The organism is Stenotrophomonas sp. YJH_SMC_64 (assembly GCF_059371375.1).
In genome coordinates this window covers 118,938-139,442 of record NZ_JCAFUN010000013.1, presented here as the reverse complement: position 1 = coordinate 139,442, position 20,505 = coordinate 118,938, and the positions used below count along the sequence as shown (strand labels likewise).

Annotated in this window: 9 protein-coding genes; 2 read left to right on the top strand and 7 right to left on the bottom strand. The window is 63.2% G+C overall.

The features are described from left to right. Window positions 1-87 precede the first annotated feature (87 nt). Window positions 88-762, top strand: a complete 675-nt coding sequence (locus tag AC5P9L_RS15400) for a rhomboid family intramembrane serine protease (RefSeq protein ID WP_005410509.1) — start codon at window positions 88-90, stop codon at window positions 760-762. Window positions 763-811: 49 nt separating this feature from the next. Here the strand turns inward: AC5P9L_RS15400 and AC5P9L_RS15395 are convergent, their stop codons facing one another. Continuing rightward, complete coding sequence (locus AC5P9L_RS15395) at window positions 812-2,395, bottom strand: phytoene desaturase family protein (protein WP_043034752.1); 1,584 nt, start codon at window positions 2,393-2,395, stop codon at window positions 812-814. Between the two features lie 76 nt (window positions 2,396-2,471). After that, entirely contained in the window at window positions 2,472-2,966 is a 495-nt protein-coding gene (locus AC5P9L_RS15390; RefSeq protein ID WP_323162990.1) for a VOC family protein, read from the bottom strand. Window positions 2,967-3,282: 316 nt separating this feature from the next. On the opposite strand from AC5P9L_RS15390, the gene AC5P9L_RS15385 reads away from it, so the two are divergent. Beyond that, window positions 3,283-6,306, top strand: a complete 3,024-nt coding sequence (locus AC5P9L_RS15385) for a TonB-dependent receptor (RefSeq protein ID WP_005410506.1) — start codon at window positions 3,283-3,285, stop codon at window positions 6,304-6,306. A 130-nt stretch (window positions 6,307-6,436) separates the two neighbouring features. On the opposite strand, the gene AC5P9L_RS15380 is transcribed toward AC5P9L_RS15385, so the two are convergent. From AC5P9L_RS15380 to AC5P9L_RS15360, 5 genes are all read right to left on the bottom strand, one after another. Then, window positions 6,437-8,446, bottom strand: coding sequence for a M13 family metallopeptidase (locus AC5P9L_RS15380; RefSeq protein ID WP_495230654.1), 2,010 nt, complete (start codon window positions 8,444-8,446; stop codon window positions 6,437-6,439). 222 nt (window positions 8,447-8,668) lie between these two features. Next, entirely contained in the window at window positions 8,669-10,771 is a 2,103-nt protein-coding gene (locus tag AC5P9L_RS15375; RefSeq protein WP_005414104.1) for a M13 family metallopeptidase, read from the bottom strand. Between the two features lie 202 nt (window positions 10,772-10,973). Then, complete coding sequence (locus AC5P9L_RS15370; protein ID WP_005414103.1) at window positions 10,974-14,060, bottom strand: TonB-dependent receptor; 3,087 nt, start codon at window positions 14,058-14,060, stop codon at window positions 10,974-10,976. 402 nt (window positions 14,061-14,462) lie between these two features. After that, complete coding sequence (locus AC5P9L_RS15365) at window positions 14,463-17,285, bottom strand: TonB-dependent receptor domain-containing protein (protein ID WP_005410502.1); 2,823 nt, start codon at window positions 17,283-17,285, stop codon at window positions 14,463-14,465. Between the two features lie 361 nt (window positions 17,286-17,646). Next, entirely contained in the window at window positions 17,647-20,454 is a 2,808-nt protein-coding gene (locus tag AC5P9L_RS15360; RefSeq protein ID WP_049451980.1) for a TonB-dependent receptor plug domain-containing protein, read from the bottom strand. Window positions 20,455-20,505 lie beyond the last annotated feature (51 nt).

The following is a 20,505-nucleotide window of genomic DNA, read 5'->3' as shown; positions in this document are numbered from 1 at the left end:
CTGGCGACTGAACAGGCCGGACCTGAGGGCCGCCAACAAGACACGGTGCTGCGGCTATGATGGAGGCCGTTCCATGCCGGTACTCCCATGTTCCCGCGACTGCCAACCGTCACCAAGGCCCTGCTGATCGCCAATGCGATCCTGTTCCTGCTGCAGCAGCCGTTCCTGCTCGGCATGCAGACCTTCGAGCCGTTCATGCTGCAACCGCTGCAGCAGGGCTTCGATGCGTTCTCGCCGGGCGGCAACTTCCAGCCGTGGCAGCTGCTGACCTATGGCTTCCTGCATGGCAGCTTCGGCCACCTGTTCTTCAACATGCTGGCGGTCTTCATGTTCGGCGCGCCGCTGGAGCAGACCTGGGGCGAGAAGCGCTTCCTGCTGTATTACCTGGTGTGCGTGGCTGGTGCAGGCGTCTGCCAGCTGCTGGTGGGCACGCTGCTGGAAAACCCGGCGACGGTGCTGGGCGCCTCCGGTGGCGTGTTTGGCCTGCTGCTGGCCTACGGCATGCTGTTCCCCAACCAGCGGGTGATGCTGCTGTTCCCGCCGATCCCGATGAAGGCGCGGACCTTCGTGATCCTGTTCGGCGTGGGCGAACTGGTGCTGGGCATGACCGGCTGGCAGCCGGGCGTGGCCCATTTCGCGCACCTGGGCGGCATGCTGTTCGGCTGGTTGCTGATCCGTTACTGGCGCGGGCAGCCGCCGTTCAACAAGCGCCGCCCGCCCGGCCCACCGAAGCGCCCGAACCATCTGCGCAGCGTCAAATGATCCGAAGGATCACTTGACGCCCAGGTGCCGACCGTTGGTCGGCACACCGCTACAGGTCCCGCAGCACCACCTGCGCCGCATTGTGCCCCGGTGCACCGGTAACACCACCGCCGGGATGGGTACCCGACCCGCACAGATACAGGCCGGGAAGGGCGCCGCGATAGCCGGCCTGGCCGACCATCGGCCGCGCCGAGAACAACTGGTTGGCGCTCAGTGCGCCGTGGAAGATGTCGCCGCCGACCAGGCCGAAGGTGCGTTCCAGATCGAGCGGGGACAGCACCTGACGACCGAGCACGCTGTCAGCGAAGCCGGGCGCATAGCGTTCAACGGTAGCGATCATCAGGTCGGCTACCGTGTCGCGGTGGTCATCCCAGTGACGCCCATCAGGAAGTACCGGCGCCACGTGCTGGCAGAACAGGCTGGCCACATGCTGCCCGGGCGGTGCGAGTGAATCGTCCAGCGTACTGGGTATCAGCATTTCCACGATCGGTTCGCGCGACCAACCGTCGCGGCGCGCATCCAGCCAGGCGCGATCCATGTAGTCCAGGCTGGGTGCCATGATGATGCCGGCGCTGAGGTGATCGCCCGGACCGGGCAGGGCGCGGAACTCCGGCAGCCGCGACAGCGCCACGTTCATCCGGAAGGTGCCGGAACCGCAGCGCCAGTTCGTCATGCGTTCGCGTGTGGCAGCCGGTACCTGCGCCGGCTCCAGCAGCTGTTCGTACAGCAGCTTCGGATTGACGTTGGCGACCACCGCGCGTGCACGCAGGGTTTCGCCGTTGGCCAGTTCCACCCCCACGGTGCGGCCCTGTTCGGTCAGTACCCGTCGCACGCCGGCATCCACGCGCAGCTCGGCCCCGGCCTCGCGCGCGGCGCTGGCGATGGCCTGGCTGATCGCGCCCATGCCACCCATCGCATGGCCCCATGCACCCTTCACGCCATTGCACTGGCCGAACACGTGATGCAGCAACACGTAGGCGCTGCCCGGTGTGTATGGACTGGCATAGTTGCCGACGATGCCATCGAAGCCGAACAGCGCCTTGATCGGCTCGCTCTCGAACCAGCGGTCCAGGTATTCCGCCGCCGACAGCGTGAACAGGTCCAGCAGCTCCTGCCGCAGCGGTGCATCCAGCGCCGCCAGTTCGCGGCCGAGCTTCCCCATCTGCCAAAGTGCGGGCAGGCCGCGCCAGCCGCCGGCGACGCCGATGTCCGGTGGCGCGCGGAGAGCCCACGCGCGCAGTACATCGGCGAAGATCTCCAGGCGTGCTTCGTACGCTGGCAGGCGCTGTGCATCCCGAGCGGAGAATCCAGCGACTTCGGCCTGGGTGCGGCCAGGTGCCGACAACAGGTAGCGGTCGTCGGGCAATGGCAGGAAGTTGTTGGCCGGGCGCGTGACAATGCGCAGCCCATGCGCATGCAGTTGCAGGTCTTCGATCACCTTCGGTTGCAACAGCGACACCGTGTACGACGCCACCGAGTTGCGGAAGCCGGGATGGAACTCCTCGGTGACCGCCGCTCCGCCGAGCACGCCGCGCCGTTCAAGGACCAGCACCTTCTTTCCGGCCTTCGCCAGATAGGCCGCACAGACCAGGCCGTTGTGGCCACCACCGATGATGATTGCATCCCAGGACATCAGCACCTCAAAAAAAGGGGACGGAGGGGATTAAGTCGCAATGCGCACTGGGTCGGCAGCGATGGGCAGAAACGACTTAATCCCCTCCGTCCCCTTTTTTTATTGCGGCCTGGATGGTGGCGATGTCGATCTTCTTCATCGGCATCATCGCGTTGAATGCGCGCTTGGCCAGTGCCTTGTCCTTGCTGGTCGCTGCTTCGATGAGCATGCGCGGGCTGATCTGCCAGGAGATGCCCCAGCGATCCTTGCACCAGCCGCATTGGCTCTCCTGGCCACCGTTGCCGACGATCGCATTCCACAGACGGTCGGTCTCGGCCTGGTCCTCGGTCTGGATCTGGAAGGAGAACGCTTCGCTGTGCTTGAACGCGCTGCCGCCGTTGAGGCCGACGCAGGGAACGCCGCAGACGGTGAATTCGACGGTCAGCACGTTGCCTTCCTTGCCATCCGGGTAGTCGCCCGGCGCGTGATGCACGGCGGTGACCGCGCTGTCGGGCAGGAGGCTGGCATAGAAGGTGGCGGCCTCGAGCGCGCCGTTGTCGTACCAGACACAGATGGTGTTCTTGTGTGCCATGTCGGGGCTCCGCGATGGACGAGGCCGCAGCGATAGCACGCCGGGTGTTAAGCCGGGATGGGTATCACGGTGACCGGAGACTGGGGGCGGAAACGGGAGGAGCGGGCTGCAAGCGGCTGATTAATAAACAAAACTTGAACAAAGTTCATGTTTGTATCAAAACTTTTCCTTCAATTTCAATTGGTTATTTTTGTTCAGCTGCCATTGCAAATTAAGAATTGATGAAATTAATATTTGGTTCAGCTACATGGGGCTGTCGCTTCCGTGCAGCAATTCTGCAACTGCAGCCTGATCTTCACCGAATCAAGGAAACTCCATGACCAGCAGCAAGCACGTCGCAAGGTTGAAGCGTACCGCCTTGGCGGTCGTCCTGACTTCTTTCATCGGCGCCGCAGCCGCGCAGAGCACGACCGGTTCGTTGTACGGCAGTGCGCCTGCCGGCACGACCATCGTCGTGCAGAGCGATACGGGCCTGAAACGCTCGGCGACCGTCGACAGCAATGGCCGCTACAACCTCGGCTCGTTGCCGGTGGGCAAGTACACCATCATCCAGCAGCGTGATGGCCAGACCGTCGATCAGCGCGAGAATGTTCTGCTGAAGGTCGGCGTTGGCACCGAGGTGTCGTTTGCCGGTGGCAGCAGTGCCGCCACCACGCTGGAGGCCGTGAACGTCGTCGCGGCGAATGTGCCGAAGATCGATGTCACCAATACGGTGTCCAAGTCGGTCATTACGTCCGAGCAACTGGATGTGTTGCCACTGGGGCGTAGCGCCGAAGCCATCGCATTGCTGGCGCCAGGTGTTGTCGCAGGCAGTGGCGCGTTCAGCAATGGCTCGCGTTCGGTGCTGTCTTTCGGTGGTTCCAGTGTTACTGAGAATGCCTACTATCTGAATGGCTTCCTGGCCAACAATCCGCTCAGCAACCTGGGTGGTATCAGCCTGCCCTATGGGTCGATCGACCAGCAGGAAACGTTCATGGGCGGCTACGGAGCGGGATACGGGCGCTCCACCGGTGGTGTGATCAACCAGCTCGGCAAGCGCGGCACCAATGAATGGCATTTCGGCGTGCAGGCCACCTGGGCCCCGGACTCGCTGTCGGCTTCTGCGGCCACTGTCATCTATCCCAATCGCCAGCTGCCAGATGGATACAGCTACACCGATGACTCGTTGCCTGGTTCGCTCTATCGCTACCGCAAGGACGATGTCGCCACGCGTACCACCTACAGTGGCTATGCCAGTGGCCCGCTGATCGAGGATCGTCTGTTCATTCACTTGGCTGCGGAAAAGGACCGCACCGAAGGTGTGTCCACGAACAGCTCTGCAGCAACGCAGCAGGTGCGCAACCACTACACCATTGATGCGCCGAAGTTCTATGGAAAGATCGACTGGAACATCAACGATAGCAACACGCTGGAATACACCCGCGTGCAGAACACCGATCGCAACGGTGGCTACTACCGATCGTTCGACTACGAGGACCTGGCCGAAGGTGATCGCACCGGCACGTTCCCGAACACCACGAAGCTCAAGGACGACTTTGACATCTTCAAGTACACCGGCTACCTGAACGATGACCTGACCCTGAGTGCGGTTTGGGGTCGCAGCAAGGAGAGCAATCTGGAGTCGAATCCGCTGGATACGGCCAACCCCTATCTCAGCAGCCCGGGCAATCAGGATCCGTCCATTACCGGTGGCCGCCCCATCCGCAACGACCAGTCGGCGCTCTATACCAAGTCGTCAGATGCGGGCAGCAAGACCCGAGGCCTGCGTGTAGACCTGCAGTACCGCATCGGCAACCACGAGCTGACCGGTGGTATCGATAACATGTACTTCCAGGGGCATAACGAAGGTCAGGCGATGACCGGGCCGGGGTATGCCTGGATCTATGGTCGTGTTGATCCGGCCTCGTCGCCGAATCCGGGCTTTGATATCACCCCGCCGGGCGGCAATGGCTACTTCGTGCAGAAGTACATCTTCTCCACGACCACCAGCATGTCGGTCAAGCAGAAGGCCTACTATCTGGAGGACCGCTGGCAGGTCACGCCGAACTGGTTGGTGACCCTCGGCATCCGCAATGACAAGTTCACCAACTACAACAGTGCGGCCAAGCCTTACGTCGACAGCGGTGACCAGTGGGCGCCGCGCCTGGGCGCGAGCTGGGATGTGTTTGGCGATTCGTCGCTCAAGGTGTTCGCCAACCTGGGCCGCTACTACCTGGCGTTGCCCAACAGCGTTGCCATTCGTGGTGCTTCCGCCTCGACGTTCACCCGCGAGTACTTCACCTATAGCGGAATTGATGCCAACGGCAACCCGACCGGGTTGACCGCTCTGGGCCCGGGCCCGGTGTCAGCCAACAATGAATATGGCCAGACCCCTGATCCGTTGTCGATTGCGCCGACCGACCTGAAGTCGCAGTACCAGGACGAGCTGATCCTTGGCTTCGAGAAGACGCTGGGCGAGCGCTGGAGCTCCGGTGCCAAGTTCACCTATCGTCGCCTGCAGACGGCCATCGACGATACCTGTGACTCCGATCGCATCCACGACAAGCTTGCCGCGATGGGCGTCGACGACAGCAATCTCGATGTCCCGGGCTGTGTGATCTTCAATCCGGGCAAGACCAACACCTTCATGATCCGACACGCGGATGGCTCGGGTTACACGCCGGTGCAGATGAGCTCCGCCGACTGGGGTTACGGCAACAAGAAGGCCAAGCGTGACTACATCGCCGTCGATCTGTTCATCGAGCACCCGCTGAGCGACAAGTGGTACGGACGTCTGGATTACACCTGGTCGCGCAGCTTCGGCAATACCGAAGGCCAGGTGAAGTCGGATATCGGCCAGGATGACGTCTCCAAGACCCAGGACTGGGATGCCGCAGCACTGATGGAATACGCCGGTGGCTATCTGGCGAACGACCGCCGTCACCAGCTGAAGGGCTATGGCGCCTATATGTTCAACGACGAGTGGTCGGCGTCGGCCACCCTGCGGATCATGTCGGGGGCGCCGAAGAGCTGCCTGGGCTACTACGGCACCGATGAGAGTGATCCGCTGGGCTACGACGCGGCCTATCACTATTGCGGTGGCAAGCCGTCGCGTCCGGGTGACGCCGGCCGGCAGCCCTGGACGACCCGCCTGGATCTGGGCGTGATGTATCGCCCTTCGTTTGCCGATCACAAGCTGGCTTTCAGCCTGGATGTTTTCAATGTGCTGAACCAGCGTCGCGCGGTGCAGTCTGACGCGGTCTATGAAGATGGCCCCTACACGGTGTCCAACACCTACGGCATGGGTACCTACTTCAGCGCGCCTCGTTCGGTTCGTGTCAGTGCGTCCTACGACTTCTGATCGCGGCACCTGATCGATCTCTCCAGAAAACGACCTGGACCCCGGCCATGCCGGGGTCCCTTTTTTGGGTCGCCAAGCGAAAAAAGGGCGCCCGAAGGCGCCCTCTGCATTACCAGTTGCAGCAGTTGGCTCAGCGCCAGACCTTGATCTGCTCGGCTTCGCTGCGCTGCATCGGCTGGCCGGCCTTGCAGCTGAAGGTGGCACCGAACGCCGGCAGGTTGGCCAGCGTGCCGTTGCTGCGCCACAGGCCCGGTGCACGGATGTCGGCGGTCAGGCGACGCACGGCCTCGTTCGGCGACAGCTGCTGCGCCCACAACGCCGACCATGCGCGGAAGAAGCTCTGTTGCTGTGCCGGCTTGGCCTTCGGCTCCTGCGCGGTGTACGCGGCCCACGCCAGTTCCAGGCCGGCGATATCGGCCAGGTTCTCTTCCTGGGTGAGCGTGCCGTTGACCTTGGCACCCTTCACGCCCGGGAAGTCGTACGCGCTGTACTGCGCGGCGACGCGGTTGCCGAGCAGGGTCCAGGCGGTCTTGTCGGCCGGGGTCCACCAGCTGCGCAGTTCGCCCTTGGCGTCGACCAGCGCGCCCTTGGCATCGATCGCGCGGGTCAGCTCGTGGCCGACCAGGCCACCGAAGCTGCCGAACTTGTCGGCAGCGTCGGCCTTGGCGTTGAACACCGGCCCCTGCAGGATCGCAGCGGTGACGATCAGGCGGTTCTGCGCCAGATCGTAGGCCAGCGACGGCTGCTGCGGCAGCACGTCCCAGCGGCGGTCGGCGTTGCCCTTGCCGATGCGCTTCATTTCCTCGCGATGGCGCCAGGTCGACGCGATCAGCATGTTGCCGCCGAACGAGCCGCGGCCCATCGGCTGCACGCTGTAGTCCAGGTCGCGCAACGGGGTGCCGATCTCGATCTTCAGCGCGGCCAGCTTGGCCTGCGCTTCGGTCTTGGCTTCGGCACTCATCCAGCTGCTGTTCTTGACCGCTTCGATCTGTACTTCGCGCACCTTGTCGACGATCCACGCCGCCTGGCGACGGTCTTCGGCCGACAGGTAACGGGCGGCGTATTCGCGACCGAGCATCGGGCCGGCGGCCACGTTGATCGCCTCCAGCACGTCTTCCCAGCGCTGCGGCGGCAGGGTTTCGCCACGCAGCACGCGGCCGCGGAATTCGAATTCGGCGTCGCGGTAGGCCTTGGACAGGTAGGGCGCCATCGAGTCGCCCACGCGCCAGCGCAGGTAGGCCTTCCACTGGTCCGGCTTGAGCTTGGTGACCATGCCATCGAGCTGCTTGAACAGGCCCGGGTCGGCCAGCGAGACCAGATCGTCGTCCACGCCCTGGGCCTTCAGGAAGGCATCCAGCTGCAGGTTGCGGTAGCGGCTGTTGAGCTCCTTGGTGGAGATCGGCGCGTAGTTGTTGAACGGATTGTTGATGCCGGCCAGCGACTGCGCGTTGCGCGCCAGTTCGGTTTCCAGTGCGATCACCGATTGCGACTCGGCATCCAGCTTGGCGGCCGGAGTGCCGGTCAGTGCCAGGATCTGCTTGACGTAATTGCGGTAGCGGCCCATCAGCGCAACGGTGTCGGCGTCGGTGCGGGTATAGAACGCCGGGTCCGGCAGGCCCATGCCGCCCTGCATGAAGTAACCGATGTGGCGGTCCAGCGCCTTCAGGTCCACGTCCGGGCCGAAGTTGAAGGCCACCGGGATGCCGACCTGGTGCAGCGCGGCGATCGAGGCCGGCACATCCTTGGCCTTCTTGATGGCGTTGATGCGGGTCAGCAGCGGGGCGATCGGATTGGATCCGTCGGCTTCCACGGCGGCTTCGTCCAGGCCGCTGGCCCAGAAGTCGCCCAGCAGTTTCTGCACGTTGCCCTGCGGCGCCTTCATCGCTGCGTCGAGCAGTTCACGCTGCTGCTGGCGGCTGCGGTCGACCAGCTGGCCCAGCGCGGTGGTGGCACCGGTCTGTGGCACGGGGTTGGCCTTCAGCCAGCCTGCGTTGGTGGCGTCATAGAAGTCGCTGCACTGGGCGCTGAAGGCCGGGGCGCGCGCGGCCTTCTTCTTGGCGGCGGCGAACGCATCATGGGTCGGGACCAGGGTCGCCAGGCTGATGCCCAGGGCGATGGCAAGCGGACGGAAATTGGGCATGTGGAACGAATCCGTGATGGATTGAGGGCGCGCGCACTATAGCAAGCCGCGCATCGACGCGGCATGCACGCATCACGCTGCTTTCGCCGACCAGGGGCGGCCGCTAGCGGGGAGCGCCGAGATCATTGGATCCACACCATGCGTGGATGAAAAACACCCCGGAAAAACAAAGGCCCGGGAATTCCCGGGCCTCTGCAGGTCTGCCGCGGCGTCAGCCGTGGCTTACCAGATCACCACCTGCTGGTCGCCGCTGCGGGCCATCGGCGAACCGGCCTTGCACTGGAACGCGGCGGCGAAGGTCGGCAGGTTCGACGGCGCACCCATGGCGCGGAACTGCGCCGGGGCGTGCGGGTCGGTCGCCAGGCGGACCTTGGCGTTCTCCGGGGTGTACTTGGTGCGCCACACGGTGGCCCAGTTGAAGAAGAAGCGCTGGTCGCGGGTGAAGCCGTCCACCTTCGGGTCTTCCTTGCCGGCGCTGGCCTTCTGCAGGGCATCGTAAGCAGTGGCCAGGCCGCCCAGGTCGGCGATGTTCTCACCCAGGGTCAGGTGGCCGTTCACCGCCTGGCCGTCGACCTTGTACTGGTCGAACTGCTTGACCAGCTTGCCGGTCAGGCCTTCGAAGTTCTTCTTGTCAGCGGCGGTCCACCAGTCTTCCATGTTGCCGGTCGGCCCGAAACGTGCGCCCTGGTCGTCGTAACCGTGGGTCATTTCGTGGCCGATCACCGCGCCGATGCCGCCGTAGTTCAGTGCGTCGTCGGCCTTCGGATCGAAGAACGGCGGCTGCAGGATGGCGGCCGGGAACACGATCTCGTTCTGCAGCGGGTTGTAGTAGGCGTTGACCGTCTGCGGGGTCATGCCCCACTCGGTCTTGTCCACCGGCTTGCCGATCTTCGACAGGTTGAACTTGTAGTTGAATTCGTTGGCCGCGCGCACGTTGCCCAGGAAGCTGTCGCGCTGGGTCTGCAGGCCCGACCAGTCACGCCACTTGTCCGGGTAGCCGATCTTCGGGGTGAAGGTTTCCCACTTGGCGATGGCCTTGGCCTTGGTTTCATCGCTCATCCAGCTCAGGCCCTGGATGCGGTCCTTCAGCGAGGCGGCCAGGTTCTTCACCAGTTCTTCCATCTTCGCCTTGGCTTCCGGCGAGAAGGCCACCTTCACGTACAGCTGGCCGAAGGCTTCACCGGCGTCATTCTCGATGGTGCCCAGCACACGCTTCCAGCGCGGCTTCTGCTCCTTCTGGCCGTTGAGGGTCTTGCCGTAGAACTCGTAGTTCTCCTGCACGAAGGCATCGGCCAGGTACGGCGAGGCGCTGTCCACGGTGTGGAAGCGCAGGTAGGCACGCCACACCGACGGATCGGTGTCGCCCAGCGCCTTGCTCACTTCCTCATGGAAGGCCGGCATGGCCAGCGAGAACTTCTCCGGTGCGGCCACGCCCTGCGACTTGAAGAACTCGGTCCAGCTGAAGTTCGGGGTCAGCTTGTCCGCGTCGGCCACGGTGACCGGGTTGTAGTACAGCTCGACGTTGCGCGACAGTTCGACGCGCGACTTGGACGCCTTGGCCAGGCGGGTCTCGAACTTGACCACGTCCTCGGCCTGCTTGGCAGCGTCGGCAGCAGCGACGCCGGACAGCTCCAGCACCTTGGCGACGTGCGCCTGGTAGGCCTTCAGCTTGTCGGCGTTCTTGGCATCGGTGTAGTAGGTGCTGTCCGGCAGGCCCAGGCCGCCCTGGCTGGCGTAGGCCATGTTCACGGCCGAGTTCTTGAAGTCGGCTTCGGCGCCGAAGCCGAACAGAACGTTGTCACCCTTGGCGGCGCTGGAGCGCAGGTAATTAGCGATGGCCGCCTTGTCCTGCAGGCCATCGATCGCGGTCAGGTCGGCCTTCAGCGGCTCGATGCCCTGGGCGTTGATCTTGGCCTCGTCCATGCCGGTGGCCCACAGGTCACCGACGATCTTCTCGATGTGGTTCGGGGTCTTCACCTGCGCGACCTGTTCGGCCAGCTGGTGCTGCACGGCCACCGAACGCTCGTCGAGGATGGTGAACGCGCCCCAGCTGGTGCGGTCGCCCGGGATTTCATTGGCGGCCAGCCACTTGCTGTTCACGTAGTCGCCGAAGGCGCCGCAGGCGTCCTTGCTGGTATCGAGGTCGCTGGGCTGGAAGGCGTTGTAGGCCGGCAGCTTGCTCTCGTCCAGGGTGTACTGGGTGGCTTCGGCGGCAGCCGGCGTGGAGGCGGTGGCGTCCTTGGCCGGGGTTTCGTTCTTGCCGCAGCCAACCAGCGCGGCCGAAACGGCCAGGGTCAGCAGCACGATCTTGGGAGTACGGGTCACTTTGATGGCCTCCAGGCCGAGTGAGTCAGGGAAGGGCCGCAGGGACGGCCGTGGGCCGAACGATACGCCGCCGGCCTGCCCTGCAAGGGTGTCGAAGGTCATGGCCGGGCGCAAGGGGCGGACGGCGACGCGCCACGAAAGGAAAAAAGAAGGGCCCGTGCGGATCGCACGGGCCCTCGGGGTCAACGATGCTGCCGGATGATCAGAAATCGTATCGGGCAGTGAAGCGGAAGTAGCGCGGGGTCGAGTAGTTCAGGTCACGACCGTACTCCGGGTTGTAGTCCGCTGCGCCGCGGTACGGCGAGGCGGCGTAACGCGAGTACGTGCTGCCAGCCACCTGGCGATTCAGCAGGTTGATCACATCGGCCTGCAGGGTCAGGCCCTTCGCCCAATCCGGCGTGTACGCGACATTCAGCCCCAGGTTGAACTGCCACGGCGCCTTGCCGTGCGAACCGCGCGGCGACGAACCGTAGTCCGCCGACGGCGGCACGTAACCGGCCGTGCCCGGTGTGGTGCCGCTGCCCGGCAGGCCGCAGTACCAATAGTAGGAGCCATCGTAGAGGCCCTTGTCTGGGGTCGGGTACATGCTGGTGCAGTTGTTCGGACGACCTTCGGCAACGGTCAGGCTGCCACCCACGCGCCACTCGGGGGTCAGCTTCATGTAGCCGAACGCCTTGAGCACATGGCCACGGTGGTTCGGCAGCAGCCCATTGGCGCCCTGCATCAGCTGCGGCAGATCCCAGTCCTGGGTGACCGACACATCTTCCTGGCCACCGGTACCGGTATCCAGGTCGGAGTTCAGCTGGCCTTCGGTATTGCCGTAGTTGCGGCTGAAGGTGTACATGACCTTGCCGTACCAGTTGTCCGTACGCTTCTCCAGGAACAGGTCCAGCGCGTAGTACTTGCGCTTGAGCTTGGGCAGGCCAAGGTCAGCTGCCGAATAGTGCACCTTCTCGTAGCTGCCATCGGCCTGTTCTTCCCAGAAGGTGTTGCCCACGCCGGGGTTGAACAGGAAGCATGCGCCGCCCAGCGCGGGGGTGCAGGTGTCGTCGATCGCGCTCTTCAGTTCGCGGTAGGTGAACTTCGCGCCCCAGACGGTATCAGCCGCAAGCTGCTGCTCCATGCCAATGATGTACTCGTCCTGGTAGTGCGACTTCATGTCCACTGCGGCCAAGGTGCGCGGATTCGGCGCACTGCCGCATTCCAGGTTGCTGGCGACAGCGTTGGTGCCCGGGCACAGGTACCCCTTCGAGGCATCGACCGGAATGGAATTGAGCCCCGTCGGTGCACCGGTGGTCGGATCGACGCCGGTGTAGGTGAAGTACTCGTTGGTGTTGAGCGAGCCGGAGGCTGCACGCACTGCCACGTTGTTCGGCATGGCCAGGTGGTAGCGACCGGCATTGGCGAACAACTTCAGCGACGAGTCGCCATGAACGTCCCAGGCCACGCCCAGACGCGGTGCCAGCTGCGTCTTCTGGCTCGCATACTTCTCGCCCGTGCCGGTGTAGTTGGTGAACTGTTCGTTGCGCAGACCCAGCGATAGCAAAACGTTGTCCGAAACCTGCCAGCGGTCTTCGATGTACTGCGAGGCCTGCTCGGTCTTCGGCTGTGCCAGCTTGGTGCTGTACAGGCGATAGACGTAGTAGCCCTGTGCGCCCAGGCCGCCACCGGAAGCTGCCGAGCTCACGCCGTGCGATGCATCGATCGGGGTGTTCGGGTTGGTGGAGCGACGATAGATCCAGCCGTAGCCGCCGGGATACTCGGTGCCGGTCAGCGACTCTGCATCCTGGCGGTCGAAGCCGAAGCGGAGTTCATGGTTGCCCAGACGCCAGGTCAGGTCGATACGCCCGCCCTTGGTCTCGTCGAAGGCGCCGTCGGCGTTGACCAGCGAGGTCGTGCTCTGGCAGCCGCTGTAGTTCAGGCCCGGCACGCGTGCAGTGGTTCCGGCACTGATGTACGGGCAGCTTGCGTCGTAGTTGTACAGGCCCTGCGAGTGTTCGATCTTCTGGCGACCGTACAGCGCCGACAGGGTCAGGTTGTCGGTCAGGTAGCCGGTGTACTTGCCGATGTAGAGTTTGGAGTCTTCCTTGGTGCTGATGCCGCCGGTCTGCACGTCGCCATGTGTGAACTTGTTGTAGTCGAACGAGTAGTACTCGGCGTCGTACTTGGTAACGTCAGACACACCTGTCAGCTCGATGACGTGGTTGTCGGTGATGTTCCAGTCGATCTTCGCCGTCCAGCGCGGATATTCATAGGTGTACTCGTTCCAACCGCGGGTCAGGTTGGCCGGGCTGGTGTTGGTCGCGTAGCGGGCGCTGGTGCCGTCAGTCTTGGTGAACTCGCCGTTGACGAAGAAGAACAGCTTGTCCTGGACGATCGGGCCGCCGACATAGGCACCGGTGGTGTTCTGCCAGGAGTTGTTCTTGTTGCGGTACTGATACAGCTTGCCATCGGTCTGGTAAGCCGCGCCGCGCGGATCATTGGCGGTGAAGTGGCCGGTGTTGGCGTAATACATGTTGCGCGGAGATGCGCGCAGCGATTCCGGGCTCCAGATCTCGTACGCACCGGCCTTCCATTCGTTGGTGCCGCGACGGGTCACGATGTTGACCACGCCACCGGTGGAGCGCCCAAAGTCCGCGCCATAGCCGCCGGTGAGGACCTGTTCCTGGGCGATGGCCTCAAAGGGCAGTGTGGTCGAGCCGATGCTGGTCAGCGGGTTGGTTACCGCAAAGCCGTTGATGTAATAGGCATTCTCCGACGCAGCAGAACCGCCGAAGCTGGGTACGCCGCTGTAGCTGTTGCTGGCGATCGCACCGGGTGCCAGCAGGGCAACAGCAGTGATGTCGCGCGGCAGCGGAAGGCTGCGCAGGTCTTCGTAGCTGAAGACGGTCCGGGTATCGACCTGCGAAACGTCGATCGATGCCATCGACGCGGCGCGCACCACGATGCCGTCCAGATCAGTCGCCTTGCCGCCGGCGAAGGAAACCTCGGTGCCGGAGGCGATGTTGACCGCCACGTCATTCTGTGTCGTGACCGTGGCGCCGTCACGGCGCAGTTCCACCGAGTAGCGGCCGTTGGGCAGGTCGGACACGCGGTAACGACCATTGGCATCAACCGGCAGGGTGCGCGTGGCGCCGGTCCCCAGGTTGCGGACAACCACGCTCGAACCCGCGCCGGCCGGCGCCTGGCCGTAGATGTAACCGGTCACGGACTGAGCGTGGGCGATCGAGAAAAGGCAACCAGACAGGGCGGTAGCCAGCGCCGCGCGGCGCCAGAACTTCGTTTGCATCAGGACTCTCTCCGGGGGTGTAGTGGGTGCGCCTCGTGGCCAAACAGGAACGCGGTCACAAACGGCGTGCCTCATTTATAAATGCCTCGTGAACAAAAATGCAATGAATCCTGAATGAAATTTTTTGAGTGAAAAGACTTGGAAAAGCCTTGGGTTGGTAAAATTCGCCATAATGAAGCTAAGTTACGGGAAAGTGCATCTAAAATAATTGTCGTGTGATGGGCGGCGCGATCGCCGCATGAGGTGGAATTGTCATTTTTCTGACATTCCTGAATCCGGCCGCGAACGATCAAGGATGGTCACCGACGCGCAGCATCCGGAGAGATGCGGTGGAAGACCCACGCAGGAAAAAAGAAGCCCCGCCGGAGCGGGGCTTCTGCTTCCATGTGCGCTTGGCTGCGCTTACTTCCTGCCGAAGTCGTACTGGGCCTGGACGTAGATCGCCCGTCCGTAGGCGTTGTACAGGGAGTTGTTGTACGGCACGTCGATGTTGCCCGCGTAGGAGTGCTGCTGGTTGTCCGGCACCTTGTTGAACAGGTTGTTGACCATCAGCGAGAACGTCAGGTTGTCCATCGCGCGGTAGTTCACGCTCAGGTTGTACGTCGTGTAAGAGCCCCACTTGCCAGCCTTGTAGCCGGACGTCGGATCGACATAGTCATAGCCACGGCCCAGGTAGGACAGGTAGTTCGGCGTGCGGCCGATGTAATTGAAGTACAGCGTGGTGGTGAACTTGTCGATCGCCCAGCCGATCGAGCCGTCAGCCCGGACCTTGGCGTAGGAGTCGTACACCCACATTGCGTACGGGTTGCCCAGCAGATCCAGGAACGGGTCGTTGAGCTGCGGCTGCAGTTCACGCTTGAGCATGTTGGTGTAGTTGCTGGAGAACTGCAGCGAACCGAAGCGACCGATGTCCTGTACGTACTTGAAGCTGGCAGTGACCGCCTCGAGGTTCTGCCGTGCCACGTTCAGCTTCGGCGTGTAGATCTCCTCCAGCGCGCCGGTGGCATCACGGGTGACCCAGTTGGCCACTTCCTCGCAGGTGGCGCCGGCGGTGTTGGTCAGGCCGTTGCGGCAGTAGTACTCGGCCAGCAGCAACTGGTCGGAGCTGAGGGTGTTGACCTCGTTCTTGATCTTCCAGTTGTAGTAGTCCAGGGACACCGACAGGTTGTTGATCGGCGCCCACACCAGGCCCGCGTTCCACACATCGGCGGTAATCGGCTTCAGCTCCGGATTGCCCGACTGGGTGCCGAACACCGACACGCTGCCGTAGCGGCAGTCGACCGTGTTGGACGGATCGAACCCGAGCTGGCCACAGCGGTAGTAATCCTTGGACCCATTGGCGTAGTAGCCGCTCTTGCCCTGGAAGGCATCGGGCAGGGACGGGGCGCGGAACGCCGTGCCGTACTTGCCGCGGACCAGCAGGCTTTCGAAGGGGCGGAACTCGAGGCCGATGCTGTAGGTGGGCTTGTCTACGGTATGGCCGGCGATCTTGAAGTTGTCGTAGCGGCCGGAAGCGGTGACCGTCAGCATGTCATGCAACGGCAGACGCAGTTCGCTGGTGACAGCGTAGTTGCTGCGATGGCCGTTGCCCGCCACCGAGGTGGTACCGAACACCGTGCCGTCGGTCAGGCGCACGTCCGGCGTGTAGTTCCACCCTTCACTGCCGCCTTCAACCACGGCGGCAAAGCCGGCGTCGCCACCGGGCAGCTTGAACAGCGAGCTGTTGGTGATCTGCGCGCGGGTCTGGGTCTGCCAGGTGCGGCTGCGGCTGGTGGTGAAGCCGGTGAAGCTCTGGAAGGCCCCTTGCGGCAGCTGGGAATAGAAAGCGCCCCAGTTCGGGTTGTAGATGTTGTAGCCGTCGTCGGTCTGGCCCAGCACCGGTCCCAGCACGTTGTCGGCAAACCAGTTGTTGATCGGGTCGTTCCAGCGTGCATAGCCACGCTCGTTGAGCTTGTACTCGCCGCGGGTGACGCTGGCCTCGTAGTCCCAGTTGCTGCCGATCGCGCCGCGTGCACCGAGCGTGACCTGATAGGACTTGCTGCGGTCGGTATTCATGATGTCGCGGTAGCCAATGCCGCCGATGTCTTCGGGTGCGAACACGCGTTGCAGCCCCAGATAGCGACCACTGGACTGATCGAAGAACGGACCCATGCTGATATCCGTGCCCCAGTAGTTGTAGCCGGCACCGGTGTTGTACTTGACGGTTTCGTAGCTGTAGAGGACATCGCCGAACAGCTGCAGGTTGTCATTCACATCGTAGGTCAGCGACGAATAGAACTGGCTGCTTTCCTTGCTGTTCTTGATCGTCTTGTAACCCGCACCGAACGCGGAGCCGCAGGATTGTCCAGCGCGGCGCGTACCGAGGATGGTGGTGCCGCCGAACTGGCCGGAAACGCCGGCGCAGTTGTTCGGATCCATCATCAGGAAATCATTGGTATCCGCGTCGAAGACCAGGAAGTCGTTCGAGGGCAGCTGGCGCGTGTAGCCATGCGGATTGTTCTGCTTGGTGATGTCGCGCTGGTAACCCCAGATCGGGTTGGTCTTTTCATACTGCACATTGACCAGGGCGCGGAAGCGATCGTCCTTGCTGTTGAAGCCATTGGCGCCGCTCACGCGGAAGCTGGCGCCACCGCCATCGGAATAGGCGCCGCCGCGCACGTTCAGTGTGCCGCCGTCCATGCGTTCCTTGAGGATGATGTTGACCACGCCGGCGATCGCGTCCGAACCGTACAGGGATGACTGGCCACCGGGCAGCACCTCGATGCGGTCGACGATGTCGATGGGGATGCCGCTGATGTTGTTGAACGCGTCGCTGCCGTTGTACAGCGCCGGATACGAGAGCATCGGGCGGCCATTGATCAGGTACTTGGTGTAGCCCGGGTTCAAGCCGAACATGCCAGCCGCTTCAGCACCCTGGGTGAAGGATGCCGAGGTCTGGCCGCCTTGCAGGCCGCCGGTGGTCAACGAGGACTGCTGCAACACTTCGGCAACGCTGGAGAAACCGCGCGCCTGAATCGCCTCGGCGCTGATGGTCAGCACCGGCGTCTGGTTTTCGATCTGCGTCTGCGGGATCAGCGAGCCGGTGACCGTGACCCGGTCGAGGTTGGTCGCGGCCTTGCTGCTGTCCTGGGCGAGTACGGTGGCGCTGCTGCCGGCCAGCAACAAGCCGCAGGCGACGGCGTGGGTGAGCGGGTGGTGCGAGAATGCGAAGCGACGACGAGACATGCGATTACTCCGTGTGATCGTGATGACGCGTGTATCCCTTTCCTGGGATTTCGATTCTGTTCAGCTGCTTTGCCTATGCGGTTTAGCGGCGTGGCCTCAACGTAACACACGCTTAACGTGCCTTGCGCAGTTCTGTAACGGTCGGTGACGGACGGTTGCGCGCTTGGTGAAAAGCCCCTTCTCCACAGGCATTTCTGCCCTTTTCCGGATTATCGGAAAGCAGGGAAAATGAATATTTGATAAATTCAACTGACATTAACAATCGATACGTCGCGGGCTTTCCCCATGCCGCATAGAAGGAAAAAAAAGGCCCCGCCGAAGCGGGGCCTGGTCCAGACACGAAGTCCGGGAAACGACGGGATCAGAAGTTGTACTTGACCTGGGCCGAGATCTGGCGGCCGTAGACGCTGTAGAAGCCGTCATTGAACGGGGTCGATTCGTTGCCCGGGTAGTTGTAGCGCTGGCCTTCCGGCAGCTTGTTGAACACGTTGTTGACCATCAGCGACAGGACCAGATCGTCCTGTGCCTGGTAGTTCATGCTCAGGTTGTACGTGGTGTACGAACCCCACTTGCCGGCCTTGGCACCGGAAGAGTGGACATAGCCGTAGCTGCGGCCGGTGTAGGCCAGGTAGTTCGGGGTGCTGCCGACGTAGTTGGCGTACACGGTGGTGGTGAACTTGGCGATGTTCCAGGCCACCGACAGATCGCCACGGACCTTGGCGAAGTTGTCGTAGTACCACATGTTGTACGGATCGCTCAGCAGGTCGAGCTTGGCGGCGCCCGGCATCGGCTGCACTTCACGCTTCAGCATGTTCGTGTAGTTGCCGGAGAACATCAGCGAGCCGAAGCGACCGATATCCTGCTGGTACTTGGCCGCCACCGTCACCGCTTCCAGGTTCTGGCTGGCGACGTTGAGCTTCGGCGTGTACACGCGGGTCAGGTTGCCGCCGGCATCGCGCGACACCCAGTCGGTGACGTTCTGGCAGCTGGCCGAGGTGTTGTTCGGCAGGCCGTTGTGGCACTGGTACTCGGCCAGCAGCAGCTGGTCGGTGCTGAGGGTCTTGACCTCGTTCTTGATCTTCCAGTTGTAGTAGTCGGCCGACAGCGAGAAGTTGCTCACCGGGGCCCACACCACGCCTGCGCTCCACACGTCGGCGGTGATCGGCTTCAGGTCCGGGTTGCCGGACTTTTCGCTGTACACCGAGGTGTTCTTGTAGAACGCGCACTTCTCGTCGCGCAGGCCGTAGCCCAGCTGGCTGCAACGGTAGTAGTCGTTCTGGCCGGACGAGTACGAGCCGCTCATGCCCTGGAAGGCATCGGACAGGGTCGGTGCACGGAAGGCGGTGCCGTACTTGCCGCGCAGCAGCAGGCTCTCGATCGGGCGGAATTCCAGACCGATGCTGTAGGTGGCCTTGTCGACGGTCTTGTCTGCGATCTTGAACGCGTCATAGCGGCCAGAGGCGCTGACGGTCAGCTTCTCCAGCAGCGGCATGCGCAGTTCGCTGGTGACCGCGTAGTTGCTGCGGTGGCCGGCGCCCGCGACGGCGGTGGTGCCCCACACGTTGCCGTCGACGAAGGCCTGGTCCGGCGAGTAGTCCCAACCTTCGCTGCCACCTTCCAGCACGACGGCCAGGCCGGCGTCACCGCCCGGCAGGCTGAACAGCGAGCCGTTGGTCACCTGCACGCGACCCAGGTTCTGCCAGGTCTTGCTGCGGTGGGTGCCGTAGCCGGTGAAGCTGGCGAACTGGTCCGGGGTGATCGGCGAGTAGAAGGCAGCGTAGTTCGGGTTGTAGATGCCGAACGTGGCGGTCGGGTCCTTCGGGTCGGTGTAGGTGCCCAGGCGCGGGCCCAGCACGGTCTGGCCGAAGAAGTCCTCGATCTTGTCCTTCCAGCGCACGAAGCGGTTCTGGTCCAGGCGGTACTCGCCACGGGTGAAGCTGGCGCTGTAATCCCAGTCGCCGACCATGCCCTTGCCGCCCAGGGTGACCTGGTAGGCGCGGCTCTCATCGGAGTTCAGGATGTTGTTGTAGTCGCCCGCGCCGATCTCCTCCGGCGCGAAGGCGCGCTGCAGGTTCACGACCTTGCCTGCGCCCTGGTCGTAGAAGCCACCCATGACCGACTTCGTGCCCCACCACAGGGCGCTGGAGCCGGAGGTGAACTCGGTCTTTTCCTTGCTGTACAGCACGTCGGCGAACAGCTGGAAGTTGTCGTTCACGTCGAAGGTCATCGACGAGTAGAACTGGCCGCTGTTCTTGCCGTTCTTCAGGGTCTTGTAGCCGGCGCTGTACACCGAACCGCAGGACTCGCCCGACGCGCGCTTGCCGACGACGGTGGTGCCGTCGTACAGGCCCGCCACGTTGGCGCAGCGGCTCGGGTCCATCATCAGCAGCTTGTTGTCTGCATTGGTGATGACGGCGAAGTCGTTCGACGGCACCTGCGCGGTGTAGCCGACCGGGTTGTTCTGCTTGGTGATGTCACGCTGGTAGCCCCAGATCGGGCTGCCGTTCTCGATCTGCACGTTGACCAGCGCGTGGAAGCGGTCGTCGAACGCGTTGAAGCCCTTGGCTGCGCTGAAGCGGATATTGCTGCCGCCGCCTTCGGTGTAGGTGCCGCCACGGACGGTCATCGTACCGCCGTCCATGCGCTCCTTCAGGATGATGTTGACCACACCGGCGATCGCGTCCGAGCCGTACAGCGAGGACTGGCCACCGGGCAGCACTTCGATGCGCTCGACGATGTCGATCGGAATGCCGCTGATGTTGTTGAAGGTGTCGCTACCGTTGTACAGCGCCGGATACGAGAGCATCGGGCGGCCGTTGATCAGGTACTTGGTGTAACCCGGGTTCAGGCCGAACATGCCGGCTGCTTCGGCGCCCTGGGTGAACGAACCCGAGGTCTGGCCACCCTGCAGGCCGCCGGTGGTCAGCGAGGACTGCTGCAGCACTTCAGCAACGCTGCTGAAGCCGCGGGTCTGGATGTCTTCGGCGGTGATGGACATCACCGGGGTCTGGGTTTCAACCTGGGTCTGCGGGATCAGCGAACCGGTGACGGTGATCTTGTCCAGGTTGGTCGCCTTGTCCTGGGCCATTGCCGGGGCGGCGGCCATCAGGGCGGAAATCAGGGCGACGGCGAGCGTGTTGCGACGTGCGGTGTTGCTTGCGTATTTCATGTAGTTCCAATAGAGAGCAAAAACAAAAATCGGCACTGCGCATGCGCCATC